General features: G+C 70.2%; 25 protein-coding genes, 1 tRNA gene, 1 pseudogene and 1 riboswitch. Of the genes and pseudogenes, 18 read left to right on the top strand and 9 right to left on the bottom strand.

Translation table 11 applies throughout. From position 1 onward, the window contains the following. Window positions 1–15: 15 nt before the first annotated feature. The 6 genes from ACN9MM_RS14895 to ACN9MM_RS14870 all read left to right on the top strand — a co-directional run bounded on the left by ACN9MM_RS14895 (window position 16) and on the right by ACN9MM_RS14870 (window position 4,329). A complete protein-coding gene (locus ACN9MM_RS14895; RefSeq protein WP_426364066.1) occupies window positions 16–987 on the top strand; it encodes an ABC transporter substrate-binding protein in 972 nt (323 codons plus the stop codon). Next, the gene (locus ACN9MM_RS14890; protein ID WP_426364065.1) at window positions 984–2,060 is read left to right on the top strand and encodes a FecCD family ABC transporter permease; all 1,077 of its coding nucleotides are present in this window, start codon (window positions 984–986) and stop codon (window positions 2,058–2,060) included. Before ACN9MM_RS14895 ends, ACN9MM_RS14890 begins: the two co-directional genes overlap by 4 nt. Next, window positions 2,057–2,842, top strand: coding sequence for an ABC transporter ATP-binding protein (locus ACN9MM_RS14885; RefSeq protein ID WP_426364064.1), 786 nt, complete (start codon window positions 2,057–2,059; stop codon window positions 2,840–2,842). Before ACN9MM_RS14890 ends, ACN9MM_RS14885 begins: the two co-directional genes overlap by 4 nt. Before the next feature lie 44 nt (window positions 2,843–2,886). After that, window positions 2,887–3,003 (top strand): putative leader peptide, encoded by a 117-nt coding sequence (locus tag ACN9MM_RS14880; protein WP_323809276.1) that lies wholly within the window; start codon window positions 2,887–2,889, stop codon window positions 3,001–3,003. A 91-nt stretch (window positions 3,004–3,094) separates the two neighbouring features. Continuing rightward, window positions 3,095–3,373, top strand: a complete 279-nt coding sequence (locus tag ACN9MM_RS14875; RefSeq protein WP_426364063.1) for a MoaD/ThiS family protein — start codon at window positions 3,095–3,097, stop codon at window positions 3,371–3,373. A gap of 5 nt (window positions 3,374–3,378) precedes the next feature. Then, a complete protein-coding gene (locus tag ACN9MM_RS14870; RefSeq protein WP_267259442.1) occupies window positions 3,379–4,329 on the top strand; it encodes a PLP-dependent cysteine synthase family protein in 951 nt (316 codons plus the stop codon). A gap of 40 nt (window positions 4,330–4,369) precedes the next feature. Here the strand turns inward: ACN9MM_RS14870 and ACN9MM_RS14865 are convergent, their stop codons facing one another. Further along, on the bottom strand, window positions 4,370–4,861 hold the full coding sequence (locus ACN9MM_RS14865; RefSeq protein ID WP_426364062.1) for a type II toxin-antitoxin system PemK/MazF family toxin: 492 nt from the start codon (window positions 4,859–4,861) through the stop codon (window positions 4,370–4,372). Window positions 4,862–5,063: 202 nt separating this feature from the next. Between ACN9MM_RS14865 and ACN9MM_RS14860 the strand changes: the two genes are divergently transcribed. Beyond that, window positions 5,064–5,816, top strand: a complete 753-nt coding sequence (locus ACN9MM_RS14860) for an MBL fold metallo-hydrolase (protein WP_426364061.1) — start codon at window positions 5,064–5,066, stop codon at window positions 5,814–5,816. A 73-nt stretch (window positions 5,817–5,889) separates the two neighbouring features. Here ACN9MM_RS14860 and ACN9MM_RS14855 read toward each other — a convergent pair whose 3' ends face one another. Next, window positions 5,890–7,155, bottom strand: coding sequence for a PTS transporter subunit EIIC (locus tag ACN9MM_RS14855; RefSeq protein WP_382855351.1), 1,266 nt, complete (start codon window positions 7,153–7,155; stop codon window positions 5,890–5,892). Between the two features lie 344 nt (window positions 7,156–7,499). Next, window positions 7,500–8,807 carry a PTS transporter subunit EIIC gene (locus ACN9MM_RS14850; RefSeq protein WP_426364060.1) on the bottom strand — a complete coding sequence of 436 codons (1,308 nt, stop codon included), beginning with the start codon at window positions 8,805–8,807 and terminating at the stop codon, window positions 7,500–7,502. 213 nt (window positions 8,808–9,020) lie between these two features. On the opposite strand from ACN9MM_RS14850, the gene ACN9MM_RS14845 reads away from it, so the two are divergent. The 4 genes from ACN9MM_RS14845 (at window position 9,021) to rdgB (ending at window position 11,195) form a co-directional block, all read left to right on the top strand. Beyond that, entirely contained in the window at window positions 9,021–9,254 is a 234-nt protein-coding gene (locus tag ACN9MM_RS14845) for a glucose PTS transporter subunit EIIB (protein ID WP_107439586.1), read from the top strand. A gap of 119 nt (window positions 9,255–9,373) precedes the next feature. Further along, the gene (rph, locus tag ACN9MM_RS14840; protein ID WP_426364059.1) at window positions 9,374–10,105 is read left to right on the top strand and encodes a ribonuclease PH; all 732 of its coding nucleotides are present in this window, start codon (window positions 9,374–9,376) and stop codon (window positions 10,103–10,105) included. A 65-nt stretch (window positions 10,106–10,170) separates the two neighbouring features. Then, complete coding sequence (locus tag ACN9MM_RS14835; RefSeq protein WP_426364058.1) at window positions 10,171–10,578, top strand: hypothetical protein; 408 nt, start codon at window positions 10,171–10,173, stop codon at window positions 10,576–10,578. Window positions 10,579–10,586: 8 nt separating this feature from the next. Then, window positions 10,587–11,195 carry an RdgB/HAM1 family non-canonical purine NTP pyrophosphatase gene (gene rdgB, locus ACN9MM_RS14830; protein ID WP_426364057.1) on the top strand — a complete coding sequence of 203 codons (609 nt, stop codon included), beginning with the start codon at window positions 10,587–10,589 and terminating at the stop codon, window positions 11,193–11,195. A gap of 52 nt (window positions 11,196–11,247) precedes the next feature. Here the strand turns inward: rdgB and ACN9MM_RS14825 are convergent. The 3 genes from ACN9MM_RS14825 to bcp form a co-directional block, all read right to left on the bottom strand. Next, window positions 11,248–11,335 (bottom strand) — tRNA-Leu (locus ACN9MM_RS14825). Between the two features lie 120 nt (window positions 11,336–11,455). Beyond that, a complete protein-coding gene (locus tag ACN9MM_RS14820) occupies window positions 11,456–12,946 on the bottom strand; it encodes an MFS transporter (protein ID WP_426364056.1) in 1,491 nt (496 codons plus the stop codon). A 112-nt stretch (window positions 12,947–13,058) separates the two neighbouring features. Beyond that, window positions 13,059–13,532 (bottom strand): thioredoxin-dependent thiol peroxidase, encoded by a 474-nt coding sequence (bcp, locus tag ACN9MM_RS14815; protein ID WP_426364055.1) that lies wholly within the window; start codon window positions 13,530–13,532, stop codon window positions 13,059–13,061. Between the two features lie 135 nt (window positions 13,533–13,667). On the opposite strand from bcp, the gene ACN9MM_RS14810 reads away from it, so the two are divergent. The 3 genes from ACN9MM_RS14810 (at window position 13,668) to ACN9MM_RS14800 (ending at window position 14,836) form a co-directional block, all read left to right on the top strand. After that, window positions 13,668–13,988, top strand: a complete 321-nt coding sequence (locus tag ACN9MM_RS14810) for a DUF3618 domain-containing protein (protein ID WP_426368747.1) — start codon at window positions 13,668–13,670, stop codon at window positions 13,986–13,988. A gap of 37 nt (window positions 13,989–14,025) precedes the next feature. Further along, window positions 14,026–14,364 (top strand): GroES family chaperonin, encoded by a 339-nt coding sequence (locus tag ACN9MM_RS14805; protein WP_030554720.1) that lies wholly within the window; start codon window positions 14,026–14,028, stop codon window positions 14,362–14,364. 56 nt (window positions 14,365–14,420) lie between these two features. After that, a riboswitch (guanidine-III (ykkC-III) riboswitch) is annotated at window positions 14,421–14,482 on the top strand. 33 nt (window positions 14,483–14,515) lie between these two features. Further along, window positions 14,516–14,836 carry a DMT family transporter gene (locus ACN9MM_RS14800; protein ID WP_043228159.1) on the top strand — a complete coding sequence of 107 codons (321 nt, stop codon included), beginning with the start codon at window positions 14,516–14,518 and terminating at the stop codon, window positions 14,834–14,836. On the opposite strand, the gene ACN9MM_RS14795 is transcribed toward ACN9MM_RS14800, so the two are convergent. Next, on the bottom strand, window positions 14,830–17,175 hold the full coding sequence (locus ACN9MM_RS14795; protein ID WP_426364054.1) for a transglycosylase domain-containing protein: 2,346 nt from the start codon (window positions 17,173–17,175) through the stop codon (window positions 14,830–14,832). The two genes, ACN9MM_RS14800 and ACN9MM_RS14795, sit on opposite strands and share 7 nt — an antisense overlap. A 149-nt stretch (window positions 17,176–17,324) precedes the next feature. Between ACN9MM_RS14795 and ACN9MM_RS14790 the strand changes: the two genes are divergently transcribed. The 4 genes and pseudogenes from ACN9MM_RS14790 to ACN9MM_RS14775 form a co-directional block, all read left to right on the top strand. Beyond that, window positions 17,325–18,125, top strand: coding sequence for an ABC transporter permease (locus ACN9MM_RS14790; RefSeq protein WP_426368746.1), 801 nt, complete (start codon window positions 17,325–17,327; stop codon window positions 18,123–18,125). 121 nt (window positions 18,126–18,246) lie between these two features. Beyond that, a complete protein-coding gene (locus tag ACN9MM_RS14785) occupies window positions 18,247–19,011 on the top strand; it encodes an ABC transporter permease (protein ID WP_426368745.1) in 765 nt (254 codons plus the stop codon). Between the two features lie 23 nt (window positions 19,012–19,034). Next, window positions 19,035–20,015 carry an ABC transporter ATP-binding protein gene (locus ACN9MM_RS14780; protein ID WP_426364053.1) on the top strand — a complete coding sequence of 327 codons (981 nt, stop codon included), beginning with the start codon at window positions 19,035–19,037 and terminating at the stop codon, window positions 20,013–20,015. A 12-nt stretch (window positions 20,016–20,027) separates the two neighbouring features. After that, window positions 20,028–21,296: pseudogene (locus tag ACN9MM_RS14775) on the top strand (DUF445 domain-containing protein); the annotation flags it as partial. Between the two features lie 94 nt (window positions 21,297–21,390). Here ACN9MM_RS14775 and ACN9MM_RS14770 read toward each other — a convergent pair. Both ACN9MM_RS14770 and ACN9MM_RS14765 read right to left on the bottom strand, forming a co-directional pair. Continuing rightward, window positions 21,391–21,693, bottom strand: coding sequence for a hypothetical protein (locus ACN9MM_RS14770; RefSeq protein ID WP_426364052.1), 303 nt, complete (start codon window positions 21,691–21,693; stop codon window positions 21,391–21,393). A gap of 63 nt (window positions 21,694–21,756) precedes the next feature. Further along, window positions 21,757–23,523, bottom strand: coding sequence for a DUF262 domain-containing protein (locus ACN9MM_RS14765; RefSeq protein ID WP_426364051.1), 1,767 nt, complete (start codon window positions 23,521–23,523; stop codon window positions 21,757–21,759). Window positions 23,524–23,529: the final 6 nt, after the last annotated feature.

Below are 23,529 nucleotides of genomic sequence, written 5' to 3'. Positions count from 1 at the left end.
AGGAGGCACCCCGTCATGACCTGGCCCCGCCGCGCCCTGCTGCCCGCCGTCGCCGTCACCCTGCTCGCCGGCTGCGCCGCACCCGAGGCGCGGACCCCGGAGGCGAAGCCCGCGCCGGGATTCCCGTACACCGTCGCCAACTGCGGTGTGACGACGACCTACCAGGCCCCGCCGCGGCGCGCCGTCACCATGAACCAGCACGTCACCGAGGTCATGCTCGCCCTCGGCCTGGAGAAGTCGCTCGTCGGCACCGCCTACCTCGACGACGCGATCCTCCCCGCGTACAAGAAGGCCTACGACACCGTCCCCGTCCTCGCGAAGGAGTACCCCTCCAAGGAGGCCCTCCTCGCCGCGAACCCCGACTTCGTGTACGGCGGTTACTCCTCCGCCTTCGACGCGAAGGCCGGCCGCGGCCGGGACGACCTGAAGCGCTCCGGCATCGCCACCCGCCTCAACACCGAGTACTGCCCCTCCGGTTCGACCTCCCTCGACGACCTCTACCGCGAAGTCCGCGAGACCGGCCGCACCTTCGGCGTCCCCGACCGCGCCGAGACCTGGATCCGCGGCGCGAAGACCACCGTCGCCGCCACCGAGAAGCGCCTCAAGGGCGTCACCCCGGTCTCCGTCTTCGTCTACGACAGCGGCGACAAGACCGCGTTCACCGCCGGCGGCAAGGGCATCGGCAACGAGCTCATCACCCGCGCCGGCGGCCGCAACGTCTTCGCCGACCTCGACAAGACCTTCGGCGACGCCACCTGGGAACAGGTCCTCGACCGCCGCCCCGACGTGATCGTCATCTACGACTACGGCACCACCACCGTCGCCCAGAAGAAGCAGCGGCTCCTCGACGACCCCGCCCTCAAGGACGTCCCCGCCGTCAGGAACCGCCGCTTCGCCGTCCTCCCCCTCTCCGACACCGTCCTCGGCGTCCGCGTCCCCGCCGCCGTCGACAAGCTCGCCGCCCAGCTCCACCCCGCCGCCCGATGACCACCACCGTCCGTCCGCCCCGGACCCCGTCCGGGGCGGACGGTGTCCGGACCCCGGCGCGCCCCGTCCGCCACGCCCTCGTCGTCACCGGGCTGCTCGCCGCCCTCGCCGCCGCCTGCCTCGCCGCCCTCGCCCTCGGCTCCGTCCGCATCCCGCCCGGCCAGGTGCTCGACGCGCTGACCGGGCGGGCCGGCCCCTCGCCGTACCGGACGATCGTGCTCGACGTACGGCTGCCCCGGGTCCTCCTCGGCCTGGTCGTCGGCGCCGGGCTCGCCGTCGTCGGCGCCGTCCTCCAGGCCCTCGTGCGCAACCGGCTCGCCGACCCCTTCCTCCTCGGGATCTCCTCCGGCGCCTCCGCCGGAGCCGTCCTGGTCCTGGTCGTCGGCATCGGGGGAGGGGTGACCACCACCGTCGCCCTGCCCGCCGGCGCCTTCGCCGGCGCCCTCCTCGCCCTCGTCCTCGTCTACGGGCTCGCGCGCCGCGGCGGGACCATGACCGGCGCCCGGCTCGTCCTCGCCGGAGTCGCCGTCTCGTACATCCTCTCCGCCCTCGCCACCCTGCTCCTCGTCGTCGCCGGACGGCCCGAACAGTTCCAGGAGGCGCTGTACTGGTCGCTCGGCGGCCTCGGCAGCGCCCGCTGGGACACCCTCGCCCTCCCCGCCGCCGTCCTCGTCCTCGGCACCGGCGTCCTCCTCGCCCTCGCCCGCCCCCTCGACCTGCTCCTCACCGGCGAGGAGGGCGCCACCGTCCTCGGCCTCGACACCGCCCGCTTCCGCGCCGGCGTCTTCGTCCTCGCCTCCCTCGTCACCGCCGTCATGGTCGCGGCGAGCGGAGCCGTCGGCTTCGTCGGCCTCATGGCCCCGCACGCCGCCCGCCTCGCCGTCGGCGCCCCGCACCGCCGCCTCCTCCCGGTCGCCGCGCTCGGCGGGGCCCTCGCCCTCGTCCTCGCCGACCTCGGCGCCCGCACCGTCGCCGCCCCCCAGGACATCCCCGTCGGCGTCCTCACCGCCCTCACCGGCGGTCCGTTCTTCCTCTGGCTGATGCGCCGCCGCCCCGAAGGGACAGCCCCGTGACCGAGCTCCGGCTGCGCGGACTCTCGTACGGGGAACGCCTCCGCTCCGTCGACCTCACCGTCCGCCCCGGCGAGACCGTCGGCCTCATCGGCCCCAACGGCAGCGGCAAGACCACCCTCCTGCGCTGCGTCTACGGCACCCTCACGCCCACCGCGGGCCACGCCACCCTCGACGGCGACGACCTCCACGCCCTCGGCCCCAAGGCCCGTGCCCGCCGCGTCGCCACCGTCCCCCAGGACAGCGCCACCGAGTTCGAACTCACCGTCCGCGAACTCGTCGCCCTCGGCCGCTCCCCGCACAAACGGTTCTGGGAGGGCGACACCGGCGACGACGACGCGCGCGTGGCCGCCGCCCTCGCCCGCGTCGGGCTCGCGGACCTCGCCGACCGCCCGTACCCCACCCTCTCCGGAGGCGAACGCCAGCGCGCCCTCGTCGCCCGCGCCCTCGTCCAGGATCCGGACCTCCTCGTCCTCGACGAGCCGACCAACCACCTCGACATCCGGCACCAGCTCGACGTCCTGGCCCTCGTCCGCACCCTGGGCACCACCAACCTGCTCGCGCTCCACGACCTCAACCTCGCGGGGGCGTACTGCGACCGCCTCTACGTGCTGGAGCGCGGACGGCTCGTCACCGGCGGCACACCGGCCGAGGTCCTCACGCCCGCGCTCCTGGAGACGGTCTACGGGGTGGACGCCGAGGTCATCCCGCATCCCAGGACGGGGAGCCCCACCGTCCTCTTCCAGCCCGTTCCGGCAGGCGGTCAGAAATCATCCACCATGTGAGATCACATTCCGAAACCCGGACCGGGAATCGATACGATGAGCTCATGGTTTCCCACGACGTGAGCGAAGAGACTCCGAGCACCACCCTGCTCGTGGCACGCCTGCACGTCGACCTGTGCCGCCTCGCCAGCGCGATCTGTACCTCACGCGCTGCGCTCTGAGCGACCGGCCGAGCGCCCTCACCGTACGACCCCCTCCGCGCGGGGCCACAGAAGCGCGCCCAACACGCCACTTCCGACAGGAGCCCACGCCATGGCCATCGAGGTCCGCATCCCGACCATCCTCCGCACCTACACCGACGGCGAGAAGGCCGTCCACGGCAGCGGTGAGACCCTCGCCGCGCTCCTCACCGACCTGGAGACGCGCCACCCCGGGATCGAGGCCCGCATCGTCGACGGCGGCAAGCTCCGCCGCTTCGTCAACGTCTACCTCAACGACGAGGACGTCCGCTTCCTGGACGGCATCGACACCAAGCTCACCGACGGCGACAACGTCACGATCCTGCCGGCCGTCGCCGGCGGCATGGTCTGATCCACATGCGTTACGACTCCTCGCTGGCCGCGGTCGGCAACACGCCGCTGGTCCGCCTCCCCCGGCTCTCGCCCTCGGACGACGTCCGCATCTGGGCGAAGCTGGAGGACCGCAACCCCACCGGCTCGGTCAAGGACCGCCCCGCGCTCCACATGATCGAGCAGGCGGAGAAGGACGGCCGCCTCACCCCCGGCTGCACCATCCTGGAGCCGACCAGCGGCAACACCGGCATCTCGCTGGCCATGGCCGCCAAGCTCAAGGGCTACCGCATCGTCTGCGTCATGCCCGAGAACACCAGCGAAGAGCGCCGCCAGCTGCTCGCCATGTGGGGCGCCGAGATCATCTCGTCCCCCGCGGCGGGCGGCTCCAACACGGCCGTACGCGTCGCCAAGGAACTCTCCGCGGAGAACCCCTCCTGGGTGATGCTCTACCAGTACGGCAACCCCGACAACGCCGGCGCGCACTACGCCACCACCGGCCCGGAGATCCTCGCCGACCTCCCCTCCATCACCCACTTCGTCGCCGGCCTCGGCACCACCGGCACCCTGATGGGCGTCGGCCGCTACCTGCGCGAGCACAAGCCCGACGTCAAGATCGTCGCCGCCGAGCCGCGCTACGACGACCTCGTCTACGGCCTGCGCAACCTCGACGAGGGCTTCGTCCCCGAGCTGTACGACGCCTCCGTCCTCACCACCCGCTTCTCGGTCGGCTCCGCCGACGCGGTCACCCGCACCCGCGAACTCCTCCAGCAGGAGGGCATCTTCGCGGGCGTCTCCACCGGCGCCGCCCTGCACGCGGCCATCGGCGTCGGCAACAAGGCGGTCAAGGCGGGCGAATCCGCCGACATCGCCTTCGTCGTCGCCGACGGCGGCTGGAAGTACCTCTCGACCGGCCTCTACACGGCCAAGACGACGGAGGAAGCGATCGCGGCGGTCCAGGGCCAGCTCTGGGCGTAGGGCCGGCCTTCCGCCGCCCGCACCCACCGGCCCCGCACCGCTAACGCGCGAGGTGGCGGACCTGGTCCCAGACGACCGGGTCCGCCTCTCCCACTCTCCGGCGGAAGTCCGACACCGGCACCTCCCGCAGCTCGTCCGTCTCCAGGAAGCTCGACCGCCCCTGCGCGTCCCCCACCGAACCCGGCGGCAGCGCGATCACCCCCGGCCGCTCGTCGTGGTACTTGCTGGTGATCTTGGCGACGAGCGCGCTGTCCCCCCGTACGAGAAGCACCAGACAGGGCCGGTCCTTCGACCCGGGCCCGTCCTCGAAGGGCACGTCCGCCCACCAGATCTCGGCCGCCCTCGGAGCACGCCCCGGTCGCGCGGGTGCCTTCCCCGGCCCCGCGGGCGCACGCCCCGGCCTCGTGGGCCGCGCGGGCGGCCGCGTCCGGCCCGAAGGTCGCCGAGCCGACCGCTTCCTCCCGTCGGCGAGCGCCACCACCAGCGCGATCACCACGACCGCGACCAGCGCGGGCCACCACGACGTGTCCATACCTCAAGAAGGTACCGGTGCGCGTCCCACCCCGCCGCCGCGCCCCGCCATCCATCCGAACCGGTGACAGAGCCCGTGAGTTCGCCCACAACGGGCCACCACGAAGGAGCGGCGGGCCCGGGTGCGCCTTACGCTCGACAGACCGCACAGCCTCCCCTCCCTCAGCGCGTTTTCCGCACCCGTCCACGGAGGTTCACGCTCCATGAAGCTCACCGTCGTCGGCTGCTCGGGGTCGTTCCCGTCCGCGGACTCGGCCTGTTCGAGCTACCTCGTCGAGGCCGACGGCTTCCGGCTGCTCCTCGACATGGGCAACGGCGCCCTGGGCGAGCTGCAGCGTCACATCGGTCTGTACGACCTCGACGCGATCTTCCTCAGCCATCTGCACGCGGACCACTGCATCGACATGTGCGGGTACTTCGTCGCCCGCTACTACCGGCACGAGGGCGGGCGCTGCGACGCGATCCCGGTCTACGCGCCGGAGGGCGCCGAGCAGCGGCTGACCACGGCGTACGCCGACACGCCCTCGCCCTCCTCGATGAGCGAGGTCTTCGACTTCCGCACGCTGACGTCGGGCACCTTCGAGATCGGCCCGTTCTCCGTCCGTACGGAGAAGGTGTGCCATCCGGTCGAGGCCTTCGGCATCCGGGTCGAGCACGGCGGCCGTTCGCTGACGTACTCCGGGGACACCGGGGTCTGCGACGCGCTGAACGACCTCGCCGCGGGCACCGACCTCTTCCTCTGCGAGGCCTCCTTCACCCACGGCAAGGAGGACGTCCCGGACCTCCACCTCAACGGCCGGGAGGCCGGCGCGCAGGCGACCCGGGCGGGCGTGGGGCGCCTCGTCCTCACCCACATCCCGCCGTGGACGGACGGCGAGCGGAACCTGCGGGACGCGCGCGAGGTGTACGCGGGGCCGTCGGAGCTGGCGCGGCCGGGCGCGGTCTACGAGATCTGAGGTCGGGTACGGAGAACGGGGAAGGGCCCCGGAACCATGAGGTTCCGGGGCCCTTCCGCCGTACGGGCGAGGCTCACGCCTTGGTGAGGTCCTCGATCTCCTCCTCGGGCTCGCGGCCCGGGGTCATGATGTTGAACTTGGTGATCGCGAAGCGGAAGACCACGTAGTAGACCGCCGCGAAGACGAGACCGATCGGGATGATCAGCCAGGGCTTGGAGGCGTACGTCCAGTTCAGGAAGTAGTCCAGGGCACCGGCGGAGAAGGTGAAGCCGTGGTGCACGCCGAGGGCCGAGGTGATGACCATCGAGGCGGCGGTGAGCACCGCGTGGATCACGTACAGCAGGGGCGCCAGGAACATGAACGCGAACTCGATGGGCTCGGTGATGCCCGTGACGAACGAGGTCAGGGCGAGCGAGAACATCATGCCGCCGACGACCTTGCGGCGCTCGGGGCGGGCGGTGTGGGTGATCGCCAGGGCGACGGCCGGGAGCGCGAACATCATGATCGGGAAGAAGCCCGACATGAACTGACCGGCGGACGGGTCGCCGTGGAAGAAGCGCGGCAGGTCGCCGTGCCAGACGGCGCCGGTGGAGTCGGTGAAGCTGCCGATCTCCTGCCAGGCGACGGTGTTGACGAACTGGTGCATGCCGACGGGGAGGAGGCCGCGGTTGATGGCGCCGAAGATGCCCGAACCGAGGGCACCGAGGCCGGTCATCCAGTTGCCGAAGTCGGTGATCACGCCACCGATGGGCTCCCAGAGGAGACCGAAGAGGACACCCATCACGGTGCCGACGAAGGCCATGAGGATCGGGACGAGCCGGCGGCCGTTGAAGAAGCCGAGCCAGTCGACCAGCTTGGTGCGGTGGAACCGCTGCCAGACGACGGCGCCGAGCAGGCCCATGATGATGCCGCCGAACACCTTGGGGTCGTTGTACGTCGCGGCGACGTCGACACCCTTGTTCGCGGTCGTGTTGATGACGGCCTCGGAGGTCGGGAACGCCGTCAGCACGTTCTTGTAGACCAGGAAGCCGACCAGCGCGGCGAGCGCGGTCGAGCCGTCCGCCTTCTTCGCGAAGCCGATCGCGATGCCGACGCAGAACAGCAGCGGCATGTTGGCGAAGACCGCGTCGCCGGCCGTGGCGAACACGGAGGCGACCTTGTCCCAGCCGAGACCGTCCGCACCGAAGACGTCAGGCTGGCCGAGACGGAGCAAGATACCCGCGGCCGGCAGAACGGCGATCGGCAGCTGCAGGCTGCGACCGACCTTCTGCAGGCCCTGGAACAGGCCGGATCCGCGCTTCTTCGCGGGAGCGGCGGCCTGGGCGGTGGCCGTACTCATCAACTTCCTCCAGTAAGGCAAGGCGCCGCCAGGGACAGTGAACACGGGGGGAGGCGACGTCTCGTGGAACGCGGTGGTCTGGACCGCGTGGTCTACACCAATGAGTGGTGTAGACCAGTTGTAGCACGTGAGACTTAGATAAGGAACCTGCGAATTCTGTGCGCTCAGCCATAGCTGGAAATGCACGACATAAGGCCCCCGGACGGTCAGGTCCGGGGGCCTTCGGTGAGCCTTACGAGGGGGTCGAAAGCCTCGAAACGGTCAGGCTTCGACGGGTTGGGCCACGGGGGATCGACGGGTGATCCGCGGGGGGTCGACGGGGTGATCGGCGGGTGATCGAGGCGCTACTTGACGTTGTCGCGCTCGATCTCCTCCTCGATCTCGTCCGGCTCGCGGCCGGGCGTCGGAAGGTTGAACTTGGTGATCGCGAACCGGAAGATCGCGTAGTAGACGACCGCGAACCCCAGACCGATCGGGATGATCAGCCACGGTTTCGTCGCGAGGTTCCAGTTGATCACGTAGTCGATCAGACCGGCCGAGAAGCTGAAGCCGTCCTTCACGCCGAGCGCCCAGGTCAGCGCCATCGAGACACCGGTCAGGACGGCGTGGATCGCGTACAGCACCGGCGCGATGAAGAGGAACGAGTACTCGATCGGCTCGGTGATTCCGGTGACGAACGAGGTCAGGGCGACCGAGAGCATCATGCCGCCGACCGCCTTGCGCCGGTGCGGCTTCGCGGTGTGGGCGATCGCGAGTGCCGCCGCCGGCAGCGCGAACATCATGATCGGGAAGAAGCCGGTGGTGAACTGGCCGGCGTTCGGGTCGCCCGCGAGGAACATCGGGATGTCGCCGTGGACCACCGTGCCGTCCGGCTTCGTGAACGTGCCGAACTGGAACCAGATGGGCACGTTCAGGAACTGGTGCAGGCCGATGACGAGCAGCGCGCGGTTCGCGACGCCGAAGATGCCCGAACCCCAGGCGCCGAGCCCGACCAGCCAGTCGCTGAAGTTCTCCAGACCGTCACCGATCGGCGGCCAGACCCACAGGCACAGCGAGGCGAAGGCGATCGCCACGAAGGTCATGATGATCGGCACGAGCCGGCGGCCGTTGAAGAAGCCCAGCCAGTCGACCAGCTGCTTCCGGTGGTACCGCTGCCAGAACCAGGCCGCCATCAGGCCGATGATGATGCCGCCGAAGACACCCGGGTTCTGGTACGTGTACCCGCTGAAGACCTGCTCCGGCGCGAGGCAGCCGCCGTTGATGTCCACCGTGCCCGACGGGCAGGTCTTGGGGAACTGCCGCAGCACGTTGTAGTAGACGAGGAAGCCGACCACCGCGGCGAGCGCGGTCGAGCCGTCCGCCTTCTTCGCCATGCCGATGGCGACGCCGACGCAGAAGAGGAGGGGGAGGCCGAGGTTTCCGTCGAGCAGCGCGCCGCCCGCGCCCGCCATCACCTTCGCGACGTTGTCCCAGCCCAGACCGTCGGCGCCGAAGACGTCCGGCTGCCCGAGCCGGTTGATGATGCCCGCGGCCGGAAGGACGGCGATGGGGAGCTGGAGGCTGCGGCCCATCTTCTGGAGGCCCTGGAAGAACCCGCCCCAGGACAACGACTTCTTCGGTTTCGGTGCGGCCGCGGCGCTGTCCGTACTCATCGGCGTCCTCCCTGCCCGGAACATCCCGGGTCCGCATCTCGTTGCACACTGGTGTAGACCAGTTGCGATAGGCTCCGGGAGCCCGCTGAGGGCAGGCCGCCGGTGATCGTCATCATTCGGCAGAGCGGCTGCACTCGCTCGCGAAGTTGAGCCAACCGTGGGTTACCGTGACAAAGCGGACCGTCGGTGCGCAGAACGGACAGGGAGAAACACATGGCCAGCAAGGCTGAGAAGATCGTCGCCGGCCTCGGCGGCATCGACAACATCGAAGAGGTCGAAGGCTGCATCACCCGCCTGCGCACCGAGGTCATCGACGCCGGCAAGGTCGACGAAGCAGCCCTGAAGGCCGCCGGCGCCCACGGCGTCGTCAAGATGGGCACCGCCATCCAGGTCGTCATCGGCACCGACGCCGACCCGATCGCCGCGGAGATCGAAGACATGATGTGAGCCACCGGCTCCCATCGACAAGGGCCCGTTCCGGCAGGGGAACGGGCCCTCCGTCATATCCGGCCAGGCTCCTCCCCACGGGGAACAGGCCCTCCGCCATGTCCGGCTAGGCTCGTCCCATGTCTCGCATCGACGGCCGTACCCCCGAACAGCTCCGCCCCGTCACCATCGAACGCGGCTGGAGCAAGCACGCCGAGGGCTCCGTCCTCATCTCCTTCGGCGACACCAAGGTCTTCTGCACCGCCTCCGTCACCGAAGGCGTCCCGCGCTGGCGCAAGGGCAGCGGCGAGGGCTGGGTCACGGGTGAGTACTCCATGCTCCCCCGCGCCACCAACACCCGCGGCGACCGCGAATCCGTCCGCGGCAAGATCGGCGGCCGCACCCACGAGATCTCCCGCCTCATCGGCCGCTCCCTGCGCGCCGTCATCGACTACAAGGCCCTCGGCGAGAACACCGTCGTCCTCGACTGCGACGTCCTCCAGGCCGACGGCGGGACCCGCACCGCCGCCATCACCGGCGCCTACGTCGCACTCGCCGACGCGATCACCTGGGCCCAGGGCAAGAAGCTGGTGAAGGCCGGCCGCAAGCCGCTCACCGGCACCGTCGCCGCCGTCTCCGTCGGCATCGTCGACGGCATCCCCCTCCTCGACCTCTGCTACGAGGAGGACGTCCGCGCCGACACCGACATGAACGTCGTCTGCACCGGCGACGGCCGCTTCGTCGAGGTCCAGGGCACCGCCGAGGCCGAGCCCTTCGACCGCAAGGAGCTCAACGCCCTCCTCGACCTCGCCTCCGGCGGCTGCGCCGAACTGGCCGAGATCCAGCGCAAGGCGCTCGAAGGAACCCTCTGACCCCACCCCGCGTCCTGACGGGCGGGCACCCGGATACGATCCGTGCGCCCGCCCGTCCGCATGTCATGTACGTATCTGGGGGAGGACCCGCCTTGAAGCGCCGTCTCGCACTCGCCGTGGCCACGGCCGCCGCGCTCACCACCGTCCTGAGCGGCTGTGGAGCCCTCGACACCGCCATGGACTGCGTCAAGACCGCAGACGCGATAGCCACGTCCGTGCAGAACCTCCAGCAGGCCGTCTCGAACGCCTCCAACGACGTGACGCAGATCGAGGAGTCCCTGGACCAGATCTCCACCGAACTCGGCAACCTCAAGGACACGACGGACAACGCGGACCTCTCGAAGGCCGTCGACGACCTGACGAAGGGCGTGGACTCCGTCCGCACGGCGGTCAAGAACGGCGACACCACCCCGGACATCACGCCGATCACGGACGCGGCCGGCGAAGTGGCCAAGGTCTGCACCCCGGGATAATCCCTGGCATGACCCGACAGCGCCTGATCCTCGCCACCCGCAACGCGGGCAAGATCACCGAACTCCACGCGATTCTCGCCGACGCGGGCCTCGACCTCGAACTCGTCGGCGCGGACGCGTACCCCGACGTGCCCGACGTCAAGGAAACGGGAGTCACCTTCGCCGAGAACGCCCTCCTGAAGGCCCACGCCCTGGCGCAGGCCACCGGCCTCCCGGCCGTCGCCGACGACTCGGGCCTCTGCGTCGACGTCCTGAACGGCGCCCCCGGCATCTTCTCCGCCCGCTGGGCCGGCACGCACGGCGACGACCGCGCGAACCTGAACCTCCTGCTGGCCCAGCTGTCGGACATCGCGGACGAGCACCGCGCGGCCCACTTCGCCTGCGCGGCGGCGCTCGCCCTCCCGGACGGCACGGAGCGCGTGGTCGAAGGCCGCATGGAAGGCATCCTCCGCCACACCCCGGCAGGCACGAACGGCTTCGGCTACGACCCGATCCTCCAGCCGAAGGACCGGGAGGTGACGTGCGCGGAACTGACCCCGTCGGAGAAGAACGCGATCAGCCACAGGGGCAAGGCGTTCAGGGCACTGGTGCCGGTGGTGCGGGAGCTGCTGGGCTGACGACCGCATGCGAACGGCCTGCGCATCGATCCTTCGATACGCAGGCCGTTTCTGGTGCGGCGGAAGGGATTCGAACCCTCAAGCCCGATCAAGGGCCACAGATCCTAAGTCTGCTGTGTCAACCATTGCACCACCGCCGCCCAACTGCCTGCCATCGTAGCGGGAGCCGCCGAGGCGTCAGGTACGGGTGACGGCATGACAGTCGGGACACGGCGGCCGGAGATTCTCGCGCCGGTCGGCTCGGGTACGCCGACCTGCCGTCAGAACCTCGGTTCCGGTGTCTGGGCCAGGACCAGTTCCGTCGCCTCCTCCGGGGTGGCCACCGACGGGGGCGAGCCGTCCAGGGGGCGGCGGGCCGTCTCCTTCATGCAGGCCACCGCGATCACGCCGACGAGCGCCGCGCCCATCGCGTAGTACGCCGGCATCAGGCTGCTGCCGGTCGCGCCGATCAGGGCCGTGATGACGAGCGGGGTCGTCCCGCCGAACAGGGACGCGGACAGGTTGTAGCCCACGGCCAGGGAGCCGTACCGGACCTCGGTCGGGAACAGCGCCGGGAGGGCCGCCGACATGGTGCCGAGCAGGCAGACCAGCGAGAGGCCGAGCATCATCATGCCCGCGGTGATCGCCGGCACGCCGCCCCGGCCTATCAGGAGGAACGCGGGCAGGGAGAGGAGGAGGAAGCCGAGCATGCCGGCCATCAGGACGGGCTTGCGGCCGACGCGGTCGCTGAGCCGGCCGACCCGGGAGACGACCAGCATGAGCGCGACCATCACGAGCAGCAGGATCAGCAGGCCGTGGGTCTCGCCGTAGCCGAGCTCGTCGGAGAGGTACGTCGGCATGTAGGACAGCAGCATGTAGTCGGCGATGTTGTACGCGCCGACCAGCGCCACGCACAGGATCAGCGCGGGCCACTGCTGCCGGAAGATCTTCGCCAGGTCGCCCTTGGCCGAGGTCTCCGCCGGGGCCGCCGCCGGGGCCGCCGACTCGCTCTCCAGCTTCTGGAAGGCGGGCGTCTCGTCGAGCCGGAGCCGCAGGTGGAGGCCGATCAGACCCAGGGGGCCCGCCACCAGGAACGGCACGCGCCAGCCCCAGGCCTCCATCGTGCCGGGGCCGAGCCACGCGGTGAGCGCCGTGACGAGGCCCGCCGCGGCGACGTAGCCCGCCAGGGTGCCGAACTCCAGGAAGCTCCCGAAGTAGCCGCGGCGCCGGTCGGGCGCGTACTCGGCGATGAACGTCGAGGCACCGCCGTACTCGCCGCCGGTCGAGAACCCCTGGAGCATCCGGAAGAACACGAGGAGCACCGGCGCCCAGAACCCGATCGAGGAGTACGAGGGGATCAGGCCGATCGCGAAGGTGCCGGCGGCCATCAGGATCATGGTCAGCGCGAGGACCTTCTTGCGGCCCAGCCGGTCACCCATCGGGCCGAACACCATGCCGCCGAGGGGGCGGACCAGGAAGGCGACGGCGAAGGTCGCGAACGACGAGAGCAGCTGGACCGTGTCGTTGCCCGACGGGAAGAAGACATGGCCGAGGGTGACGGCGAGGTAGGCGTAGATGCCGAAGTCGAACCACTCCATGGCATTGCCCAGGGAGGCCGCCCGCACCGCCCGCCTGACCGACGTCTCGCCGGTGACCGTGATGTCGGTCCGCCGCAGCCTGGGCCGCCGGCGCCGGGTGACGGCCCTGAACAGGCGCGGATGGCGTCTCAGGGCCTCGGGGTCGGCGGCGGGGCCGTGGTCTGTGGCCGGCATGACCGTACGTCCTCTCTGAAGGGGTGAACTCCAGAGGACCTTCTGTACGGTCATGCCGATCACAAACGGGATCGGCCCGGGAAAGGGACGTCCGTCACGCCGGCCGCGGGTCTCAGCCCTCGACGGCGAGGTCCCGCATGATCTTGGCGACGTGGCCGGTGGCCTTGACGTTGTAGAAGGCGTGTTCCACCTTGCCCTGCTCGTCGACCACCACCGTCGAGCGGATCACGCCCGTCACCACCTTGCCGTACAGCTTCTTCTCGCCGAAGGCGCCGTACGCCTCCAGGGTCTCCTTCGACGGGTCGCCGACCAGCGTGACCCTCAGGTGCTCCTTCTCGCGGAACTTCGCCAGCTTCTCCGGCTTGTCGGGGGACACGCCGATGACGTCGTAGCCCGCCTCCGCGAGGACGTCCAGGTTGTCCGTGAAGTCGCACGCCTGCTTCGTGCAGCCGGGGGTCAGCGCCGCCGGGTAGAAGTAGACGATGACCTTGCGGCCCTTGTGGTCCGCGAGGGAGACCTCGTTGCCGTCCGCGTCGGGAAGGGTGAAGGCGGGGGCGGTGTCGCCGGGCTGCAGTCGCTCGCTCATGGCTGGCTCTCCTCGGAATGTTCGCGTACGCATTTCAGAGCCTAATGGGGTCTCATGGGGGTCTGGGGCGACCTGATCGCGGCGGAGCTGACAGACTGGCAGTCAACGACCGATTACGACTACGGAGGCAGCGCGGTGTCGGAGGCCAGGACCCCTGCGCAGATCGAGGCGGACATCGTCCGCCGGCGCGAGCAGCTCGCCGTCACTCTCGACGAGATCGGCATTCGGATGCATCCGAAGACGATCATCGGGGACGCCAAGGCCAAGGTCGCCTCGACGGTCGACCAGACGGCCGGGCGCGCCTTCGTCGCCGTCAACCGGGTCTTCTCGGACGTGAAGGCCCGCTTCACCCACGAGGACGGCGCCCCCCGTCTGGAGCGCGTCGTCCCGGCGGCGGTCGTGGCGCTCGCCGTCGTCGGGCTGATCGTCACCTCCTCCCGGCGGAACAAGGCGTGATCGCTCTGCGGCCCTCCCTGGCAGGTAGGTTCACTCCGTGAGCGAGAACACGCACGACAAGCTGCCCATCCGGATGCTTCACGACCGGGTCCTGGTCCGTACCGACTCCCCGGAGGGGGAGCGGCGCTCCGGCGGCGGCATCCTGATCCCCGCGACGGCCGCCGTGGGCCGCCGCCTCGCCTGGGCCGAGGTGGTCGCGGTCGGCCAGAACGTCCGTACCGTCGAGATCGGCGACCGGGTGCTGTACGACCCCGAGGACCGTGCCGAGGTCGAGGTGCGGGGTGTCGCGTACGTGCTGATGCGGGAGCGCGACCTGCACGCGGTGGCCGCGGACCGGTTCCAGGGCACCTCGGACTCCACCGGGCTGTACCTGTAGGGCGGGACGTCCTGAGGCCCTGGTGACCGGAGTCACCGGGGCCTTTGCTCGTTCTTTGCTAGCCTGGAGACACCCCGACGAGACGCGCCGTACCGGGTTCACGACAAGACGACGCACCCCTGTAGTTCCGTCTCGCGGAGGTGTGCTCGTCATGGCCTGGGTTCTTCTGATCGTCGCCGGTCTTCTCGAGGTCGGCTGGTCCATCGGCATGAAGTACACCGAGGGCTTCACGCGGCTCTGGCCGAGCGTGTTCACCGGTGCCGGGATCGTCGCCTCGATGCTGCTGCTGTCGCAGGCGGCCAAGACGCTGCCGATCGGTACGGCCTACGGCGTGTGGGTCGGCATCGGCGCGGCCGGTGCGGCGGTGCTCGGCATGGTGGTGCTCGGTGAGCCGGCGACCGCCGCCCGTATCTTCTTCGTCTGTCTGCTGCTGGTCGCCGTGGTGGGGCTCAAGGCGACGAGCGGTCACTGACCCCTGGCCCGCACGACGCCGGGGCCTTGGCCGGGTGCTGGGACGGGGCCGGGTGTAGTGCCGGGAACGGGTCCGGGGCCGGGCGCAGGTCCGTGTCCAGGTCCGGGTCCGTGTCCAGGACCAGGCCCGTGCCCGGGTCCGTTGCCGCGCGGCGCCGCGCCCGGTCCGGCCTCCCCCGTCTCGTACCAGTCCTCCATCCCGCCCGTCCCGCCCGTCCCGCCCGTCCCGTCCGTCCCCTCCGGTTCGGACGACGCGTCCGGCACCGCCGGTGCCGCCGTCGCCGGCGGTGCCTCGGCCCCCGGCATCAGCCGGAGCTCGAAGTCCCGCGCCGGTGTCCCGGCCAGTGCCTCCCGGGTGAACAGGCCCCAGATCTCGGCCGGCACCCCGCCTCCGTTGATGCGCGGCTGCCCGAGGGCGCCGTAGAGGGATTCCTGCGATCCCGATTCGGGGTCCTGGCCCATCAGCGCGACGACCGTCGCGAGTTCCGGGGTGTAGCCGGCGAACCAGGCGGCCTTGTCGTCCTCCGCCGTGCCCGTCTTGCCGGCGGCGGGGCGTCCGGCGGCCTGCGCGGCCGTGCCGGTGCCCGCCTCGACGACGCTCTTCAGGATCGACGTCGTCGTGTCGGCGGCCTCGCGGCTCACGGCCTGCCGGCGGGCGGTGGCCGGGAGCAGTTCCACCTGCCGGCCGTTCCGGCTGATCTCCTCGACGAGCGAGTACGTGCCGTTCCGGCCGTGCGCGGCGAGCGTCGCGTACGCCGAGGCCATGTCGAGGACGCTGGCGGTGGCGGCGCCGAGGGCGATGGAGGGGGAGGCGGTGAGGTCGGGGGTGGCGCCGGGGACGCCGAGGGCGATCGCGGTGCGCCGTACGTGGGCGGGGCCGACGTCGACGGCCATCTGGGCGTACACGGCGTTCACGGACAGGTCGGTGGCGGCGCCGACGGAGATCTCGCCGTAGCTCGCGTCGTCCTCGTTGGCGGGGTCGTACGGGCTGCCGCCCCACCCTTCCACCGGGCGCCGGTTGGTGCCGTCGTACACGGTGTACGGGGTGATGGGCAGGCCCTGCTGGGTCTGGGCGCCGTTCTGGACGGCGGCCGTGAAGACGAAGGGCTTGAAGGTGGAGCCGACCTGGTAGTCGCGGCGGGTGGCGTTGTTGACGTACTGCTGGGTGTAGTCGACGCCGCCGTACATGGCGAGGACCTTGCCGTTCGCCGGGTCGACGGCCGCGGCCCCGACCCGTACGTACCGGTCGGTGGGGGCGTTCGCCGGGTCGAGCCGGGAGACGACCCGGTCCTCGACGGCCTGGACGAGGGCCTCCTGCTTGGCGGGTTCCAGGGTGGTGGTGATGCGGAAGCCGCCGCCGGCGAGGGTCTTCTCGTCGACGATGCCGTGGTCGGTGAGGTACTCCTCGACGGCCTGGACGAGGTAGCCGCGCTGGCCGGAGAGGGCGGTCGCGGCGTGCGCGGTCTGGGGGACGGGGAAGTGGGCGGCGGCGCGGGCGGCGGGGGAGAGCCAGCCCTCGGTGACCATGCCGTCGAGGACGTAGTGCCAGCGGGCGACGGCCTTGGCCCGGTTCTCGGGGTGGGTGGTGACGTCGTAGGCGCTGGGGGCCTTGAGGAGGGAGGCGAGGTACGCGCCCTCGGCGGTGTCGAGGTGTTCGACGTCCTTGCCGTAGTAGGCGCGGGCGGCGGCCTGGATGCCGTAGGCGTTCCGGCCGAAGTAGCTGGTGTTCAGGTAGCCCTGGAGGATCTCCTCCTTGCTCTTCTCGCGGCCCAGTTTGATCGCGATGAAGAACTCCTTGGCCTTGCGGCTGAGGGTCTGTTCCTGGCCCAGGTAGTAGTTCTTGACGTACTGCTGGGTGATGGTGGAGCCGGACTGGCGGCCCTTGCCGGTGACGGTGTTCCAGGCGGCGCGGACCATGGCCTTGGGGTCGACGGCGCGCGAGGTGTGGAAGTCGCGTTCCTCGGCGGCGAGGACGGCCCGCCGGACGGGGAGCGGGACCTGGCCGAGGCGGATGTTCTCGCGGTTGACCTCGCCGTCGCGGGCGAGGGGGGTGCCGTCCCGGTAGAGGTAGACGTTCGACTGGGCGACGGCGGCGGCGTTGGCGGGCGGGATCTCCACCAGGAGGTAGCCGGCGGCGAAGGCGCCGGCGAGCAGCAGTGTGCCGAGGAGGAGGAGCCCGAGGAGGGTCCGCAGGGCGCGGCGGAGGCCTCTTCGCGGACGGTGGCGGGGTGGTCCGGGAAGGGTGGGGTCCCGTGGCTCCCAGCCGCTCGGGTGGGGGTCGTCGTCGCTCGTACCGCTCGTGCCGGAGCTCGTACCGCTCGTACCGGAGGAAGGGGACATGGCATCACATACTGCATGGAATGCGGCGAAACTCCCCGGAAATCTCCCAAGCGACCCGAAGGTGGCGCGAAAACCGCTCGCGGCGCGCCGGGCGCAGCCACTAGGGTCGTGCGCTTCGCCGTCCACCCCGCCGGAAAGGGGCCTTCATGCTGCGGCTGTACGCGACGGTGGCCGCGGGCGGTTTCCGGCGCTTCGCCACGTACCGCGTGGCCACGGCCGCGGGCGTCTTCACCAACAGCGTCTTCGGGTTCGTCCTCTCCGCCACGTACATCGCCCTCTGGGACGAACGGCCGCAGCTCGGCGGCTACTCCATGGACGACGCCCTCGCGTACGTGTGGATCGGCCAGGCGCTGATCACCGTCTGCGGACTGATGGGCGGCGGCTTCGAGGACGAGCTGATCGAGCGGATCAGGACCGGTGACATCGCCGTCGACCTCTACCGTCCCGCCGACCTCCAGGCCTGGTGGTTCTCGGCCAATGCCGGCCGTTCCGCGTACCAGCTCCTCGGCCGCGGGGTCGTCCCGATGGCGGTCGGCGCGCTCGTCTTCCACTTCACCCTGCCGTCGGGACCGGGCGCGTGGCTCGCGTTCCTGGTGGCGGTGGCGCTGGGCTCCACCGTCAGCTTCGCGATCTGGTACCTGGTGGCGATGAGCGCGTTCTGGCTGCTCGACGGGCAGGGGGTGGTGCAGGTGGCCTGGCTGGGCGGCCTGTTCTTCTCGGGGATGCTGCTGCCGCTGAACGTCTTCCCGGGGGCGTTGGGCGAGATCGCGCGGACGCTTCCGTGGGCGTCGCTGCTCCAGGTGCCGGCCGACGTGTACCTGGGGAGGTACGAGGGCTGGGAGCTGGCGGGGGCGTACGCCTTCCAGGGCTGCTGGGCGCTGGTCCTCCTGGGGGCGGGCCGGGCGGCGCAGGCGGCGGCGAGGCGGAAGGTGGTGGTGCAGGGTGGCTAGGCCACGGGTGGCGGGGCCACGGGTGGCGGGGTCACAGGCGGCGGGGCCACGGGTGGCGGGTCCATGGGCCGCCCGGGCGTGGGCGGGCGATTCCTGGCGCACGTACCGGCTGGTGGCGGGCATGTGGATCCGCTCCACGATGACGTACCGCTCCTCCTTCGCCCTGACCCTCTTCACCAGCTTCTGCGTCACCTTCTTCGACTTCGTCACCATCCTCCTGATGTTCGGTCAGGTGCGGGGGCTGGGCGGCTTCTCGTTCGCGGAGGTCGCCCTCCTGTACGGGACGGCGGGCACGTCCTTCGGGATCGCCGACCTGACGACGGGGTCGCTCCAGCGGATGGGGCAGCGGATCAGGGACGGTTCGCTCGACACGTTCCTGATGCGTCCGGCGCCGCTGCTCGCGCAGGTCGCGGGGGACAAGTTCGCGCTGCGGCGGTTCGGCCGGGTCGCGCAGGGCCTGCTCGTCCTGGTCTGGGGCCTGCTGCTGCTCGACGTGGAGTGGACGCCGCTGAAGGTGCTGCTGCTGCCGATGGCGGTGGTGTGCGGCGCGGTGATCTTCGGTGCGGTGATGGTGGTGGGCGCGTCGGCCCTCTTCTGGATGCAGGACGCGGCGCAGGTCACGAACTCCTTCACGTACGGAGGGAACACCCTCCTCCAGTACCCGCCGACGATCTTCGCGCAGGAGCTGGTGCGGGGGGTCGTGTACGTCGTACCGCTGGCGTTCGTGAGCTGGCTGCCCGCGCTGTACGTCCTGGGCCGGCCGGCACCGGCGGGGGTGCCGGACTGGGCGGCGTTCCTCTCGCCGCTGGTGGCGGCGGCGAGCTGCGGGGTCGCGGGACTCGCGTGGCGGGCCGGGATCCGCTCGTACCGATCGACAGGAAGCTGACATCGACAGGAAGCTGACAGAGCATGCCCTTCATCGAACTGGACTCCCTGGAGAAGACCTTCACGGTCCGCCGGAAGACGGGCCTGATCCGCCGCGAGAAGAAGGAGGTCCGGGCGGTCGACGGCATCACCTTCGGCGTGGAGCGCGGCGAGATGGTCGGCTACATCGGCCCGAACGGCGCCGGGAAGTCGACCACCATCAAGATGCTCACCGGCATCCTGACGCCCAGCGGCGGCCGGCTGCGGGTCGCGGGCATCGACCCGGCGCGGGAGCGGACCCGTCTGGCCCAGCGGATCGGGGTGGTCTTCGGCCAGCGCACGACGCTCTGGTGGGATCTCCCGCTGAAGGACTCGTACCGGCTGGTGCACCGCATGTACCGCATTCCCGACGCCCGGTACGCGGAGAACCTCGCCCGCTGCGTGGACCTCCTCGACCTGGGCGAGCTCCTCGACGTCCCCGTACGGCAGCTCTCCCTCGGCCAGCGGATGCGCGGCGACATCGCGGCGGCGCTGCTGCACGACCCGGAGGTGCTGTACCTGGACGAGCCGACGATCGGCCTGGACGTGGTGTCGAAGGCGAAGGTGAGGGAGTTCCTCCGCGACCTGAACGCCACCCGGGGCACGACCGTCCTCCTGACGACCCACGACCTCACGGACATCGAACAGCTCTGCTCCCGCGTGATGGTGATCGACCACGGGCGGCTGATGTACGACGGGGAGCTCGCCGGCCTGCACACGGTGGGCGAGAGCGAACGGCTCCTGATGGTGGACCTGGAACGGGAGGTGGACCCGATCAGGGACGTGCCGGGAGCCCGCTTCGTACGGGCGGAGGGCCCCCGCCAGTGGCTGGCGTTCCCGGCGACGGAATCGGCGGCACCGCTGGTGGCGGCGGTGGCCGCCAGGTATCCCCTCCTCGACCTGTCGGTGCGGGAGCCGGACATCGAGGCGGTGATCGCGAAGATGTACGGGGGAACTCGGGACGAGCGCCGGGAGTCCCTGATGTAGGAGGTCGAGTCCATGGTGAGTTTCTCGTACACGGCTGCGGACGAGGAGAAGAGCAGAGGCGTCCGCCGCATGAAGACCCTGGCGACGGCGCTGCTGCTGCTGGTGGCCGTGATCTACGCCCTGGCGACGTGGGCGAAGAACGCGGGCTGGGGGGCGTGGGCGGGATACGTCGCGGCGGCGGCGGAGGCGGGCATGGTCGGCGCGCTCGCGGACTGGTTCGCAGTGACGGCACTGTTCCGGCGCCCGCTGGGCCTCCCCATCCCGCACACGGCGATCATCCCGACGAAGAAGGACCAGCTGGGGGCGTCGCTGGGCACGTTCGTGGGCGAGAACTTCCTGTCGGCGGACGTCGTACGGGGCAGGCTGGCGGCCCTGGGAATCGGCCGCCGCCTGGGCGGGTGGCTGGCGGACCCGGCCCACGCGGACCGGGTCACGGCGGAACTGTCGACGGCCCTGCGCGGCGCCCTGACGGTCCTCCGTGACGCGGACGTGCAGGCGGTCGTGGGCGAGGCGATCACCCGCCGCGCGGAGTCGGCGGAGATCGCCCCGGGCCTGGGGAAGACCCTGGAGAAGGTGGTCTCCGACGGGGCGCACCGCCGGGCGGTCGACCTGATCTGCACGCGCGCGCACGACTGGCTGGTGACGCACGGGGAGTCCGTGATGGACGCGGTGCAGGGCGGAGCGCCGGGCTGGACGCCCCGCTTCGTCGACCGGCGCATCGGCGAACGCGTCTACAAGGAACTCCTCCGCTTCGTCACGGAGATGCGGGACATGCCGGGGCACCCGGCGCGCGGGGCGATCGACCGGTTCCTCACCGACTTCGCGGCCGACCTCCAGGCCGACACGGACACCAGGGCCCGCGTGGAACGCCTGAAGTCGGACCTCCTGGCCCGCCCGGAGGTCCAGGACATCATCGCCTCGGCCTGGTCCTCGGTACGGTCCCTGATCATCGCGGCGGCCGAGGACGACCGCAGCCAGCTCCGCCTCCGCGCCCGCGCCTCACTGATCTCGCTGGGCACCCGCCTGGCGACGGACGAGCGCCTGCAGGCGAAGGTGGAGGGCTGGGCGGAAGACGCGGCGGCGTACGTCGTCACCACGTACCGCCACGAGATCACGTCCCTGATCACCGACACGGTCGCCGGCTGGGACGCCGACCAGACCTCCCGGAAGATCGAGGCGAACATCGGCCGCGACCTCCAGTTCATCCGCATCAACGGCACGGTGGTCGGCGCCCTGGCGGGCCTCCTGATCTACACGGTGAGCCACGCGCTGGGGGGCTGAGGCTACTTCCCCCGCGTCACGGCCGGGGGTGCGGCTCAGCCCCGGCCGCGGCGGCTCAGCCCTTCCCGCGGGTGACGGCCCAGGAGGCGGCGGCTCAGCCCTTCCCGCGGGTGACGGCCCAGGAGGCGGCGGCCATGCCCCCGGCCACGGAGAACACCGCGGGCCAGGCCCCGATCTTCTTGGCGAGCGGGTGGGACCCGGCGAACGCGGCGACGTACCCGGCGGTCAGCCCCACGGCGGCCTTGGCTCCCCCGGCCTGCTGCCACTCCCTGGCGGCCACACCCCCGGCGACGGCCAGCACGGCACCCCCGAGCGGCCGCTTCTTGGTCCACCGGGCAACGGCATACCCACCGACGAGCCCGGCGGCGGCTATGACGGGGGAGGGGATGCGGGGCATGACGGGGGTCCTTCCGTTCGCGGGTGTCCTGCTTCGAGCGTACGAGCCTTCCAGCGGGCTCTGTCAGAGAGCCCCCTCATGTCGCGCACCCACAGGCCATACGTCGACCGCGATCTTGGCAAGGTCCGCCTGACGTTCTTCGATTCCGCGGGCGCGCCAGCCGCCGCCCTCGAAGTCCCAGAGGCGCTCGATCCCGGTCTCCTGTGTGATCAGAAGGGATGAGGAGTCGTAAGCATCGACCTTCTGCGGGTACGCCTTGTTGGACGCGATTCGGTTCTTTCGGCCGTGCAGCAGGGTCTGATTGCCCAACCGGTTGACCCACGACGAGTGTTCGTCGAGTCGGAACTCGGGATCGGGGCTTTGCGGATAGATGTGTTCCACGTGTACGGCCGTTGCGCCTGCCACCACCACGTCGTCGACATCCGCGTTTCGCCGGAGGTGCTGCTCGATGACGGTGAGCAGGTAGCGCGCCTGCGTGCTGCGCGGGATGGGAGCTTGCGCGAAGTCGGACTGGAAGGTTGCGTCGTCAGGGGTCCAGTGGGTGATCTGCTCGAATGCCTCCTCGGTGGAGAGTCCCGAGCTGATCTGCTTGGCCAGGTCGAACAGTTTCTCTTCCAGCAGGGTCGACTCACGCCGGCCGACCACCGTCCAGCGGACGTAGTAGCTGATCAGGGCTTGCGTGACTCTGACCATCTGGAGGTACGGGACCTTCTCCGAAACGGCAAGAAGCAGCGGGTAGGCAGCGTCGGCGCTGAGGCTTCGCACCTCGTCCAGGAGGCTGTCCAGCGGCTCGACGCCCGTGCCGGAGGTGATGAGCTCGATGTATCGGCCCGAGGCGTTCTGCAGTTCCGCTGCGAAGGTGCGCACCTCATATCGAGGAGTCACCGTGTCGAAGCGCTGTGTGAGGTCTTTCCGGATCGTGGTGTACAGGCTGTGCGAGCGGACGTCCCCGTGTCGGGCCACCCAGAAGTGTCGCAGGAATTTCTCTATGTCCTCGCGTCGCTCGAATCCGTCGAGAAGGGAACGCCAAGCATTGTTTACCCGCTCCTTCTCCTCGTCGTTGCGACTCTTTTCCATGAGGAAGTTGCGGACGAGGTCGACCGTTGACAGGTCCTTGCCTCGGGAGTTAATGGTCTCAAAGACTTCGTTCGCGTCGCTGGAGGTGGGGGTTTGGACCTCGACGAACACCAAGCCCTTGACGAGACAATCGGCAAGTTCGTCGAGCCAGTCGAGACGGTCTTCCTCGGAATGGATGGGGTCAAGGGTCTGGGCAATGTGGCTCTTGAATGACGTGTAGGCGTCTTGGATGAGTTTATGCGACGGCCGGGAGGGCTGTTCCGTTACGGCCGTCCTGCCCGTGGCTTCGTTCCAGCTCTGAATGTAGTCCTTGAAGAAATCTCGGTCGAACAGGGAAAGGGTAAGGAAGTATTGAGGGTCCGAGTGTCGGCCGTCGCGGCGTGCTATGTAGTCGCGCTGAATGTTGTTGGCTATGACTTTCCCTTCGGTCGATGCCATCGTTCCAAGGGTGTCTCTGATCGCGGCGATCAGGATGGTTGACGTGGTGAGGCGCTGCTGGCCGTCAAGGAGAGAGCGTGTGGTGATCTTGTCGTCTGTGATGGTGACGATGGGGCCGATGAAGTATTCCGAAGAGGCTTGGATTCCTGTCTTGCGCGCCCGCATGAACTTTTGGATATCGGCCCAGTACGTGTCCACTTCGCGCTTCCCCCACGCGTACTGACGCTGACTGTCGTCCGGCACCACGACCGGCGGGTTGTTGGCCCCGATGAGCTGGCCGAGCGTCTGGCGGGCGGCGTTCTTGATGATGGCCATACTGTT

Source organism: Streptomyces sp. E-08, from assembly GCF_049913095.1.
GTDB lineage: Bacteria > Actinomycetota > Actinomycetes > Streptomycetales > Streptomycetaceae > Streptomyces.
This window is presented reverse-complemented; position numbering and strand designations above follow the sequence as displayed.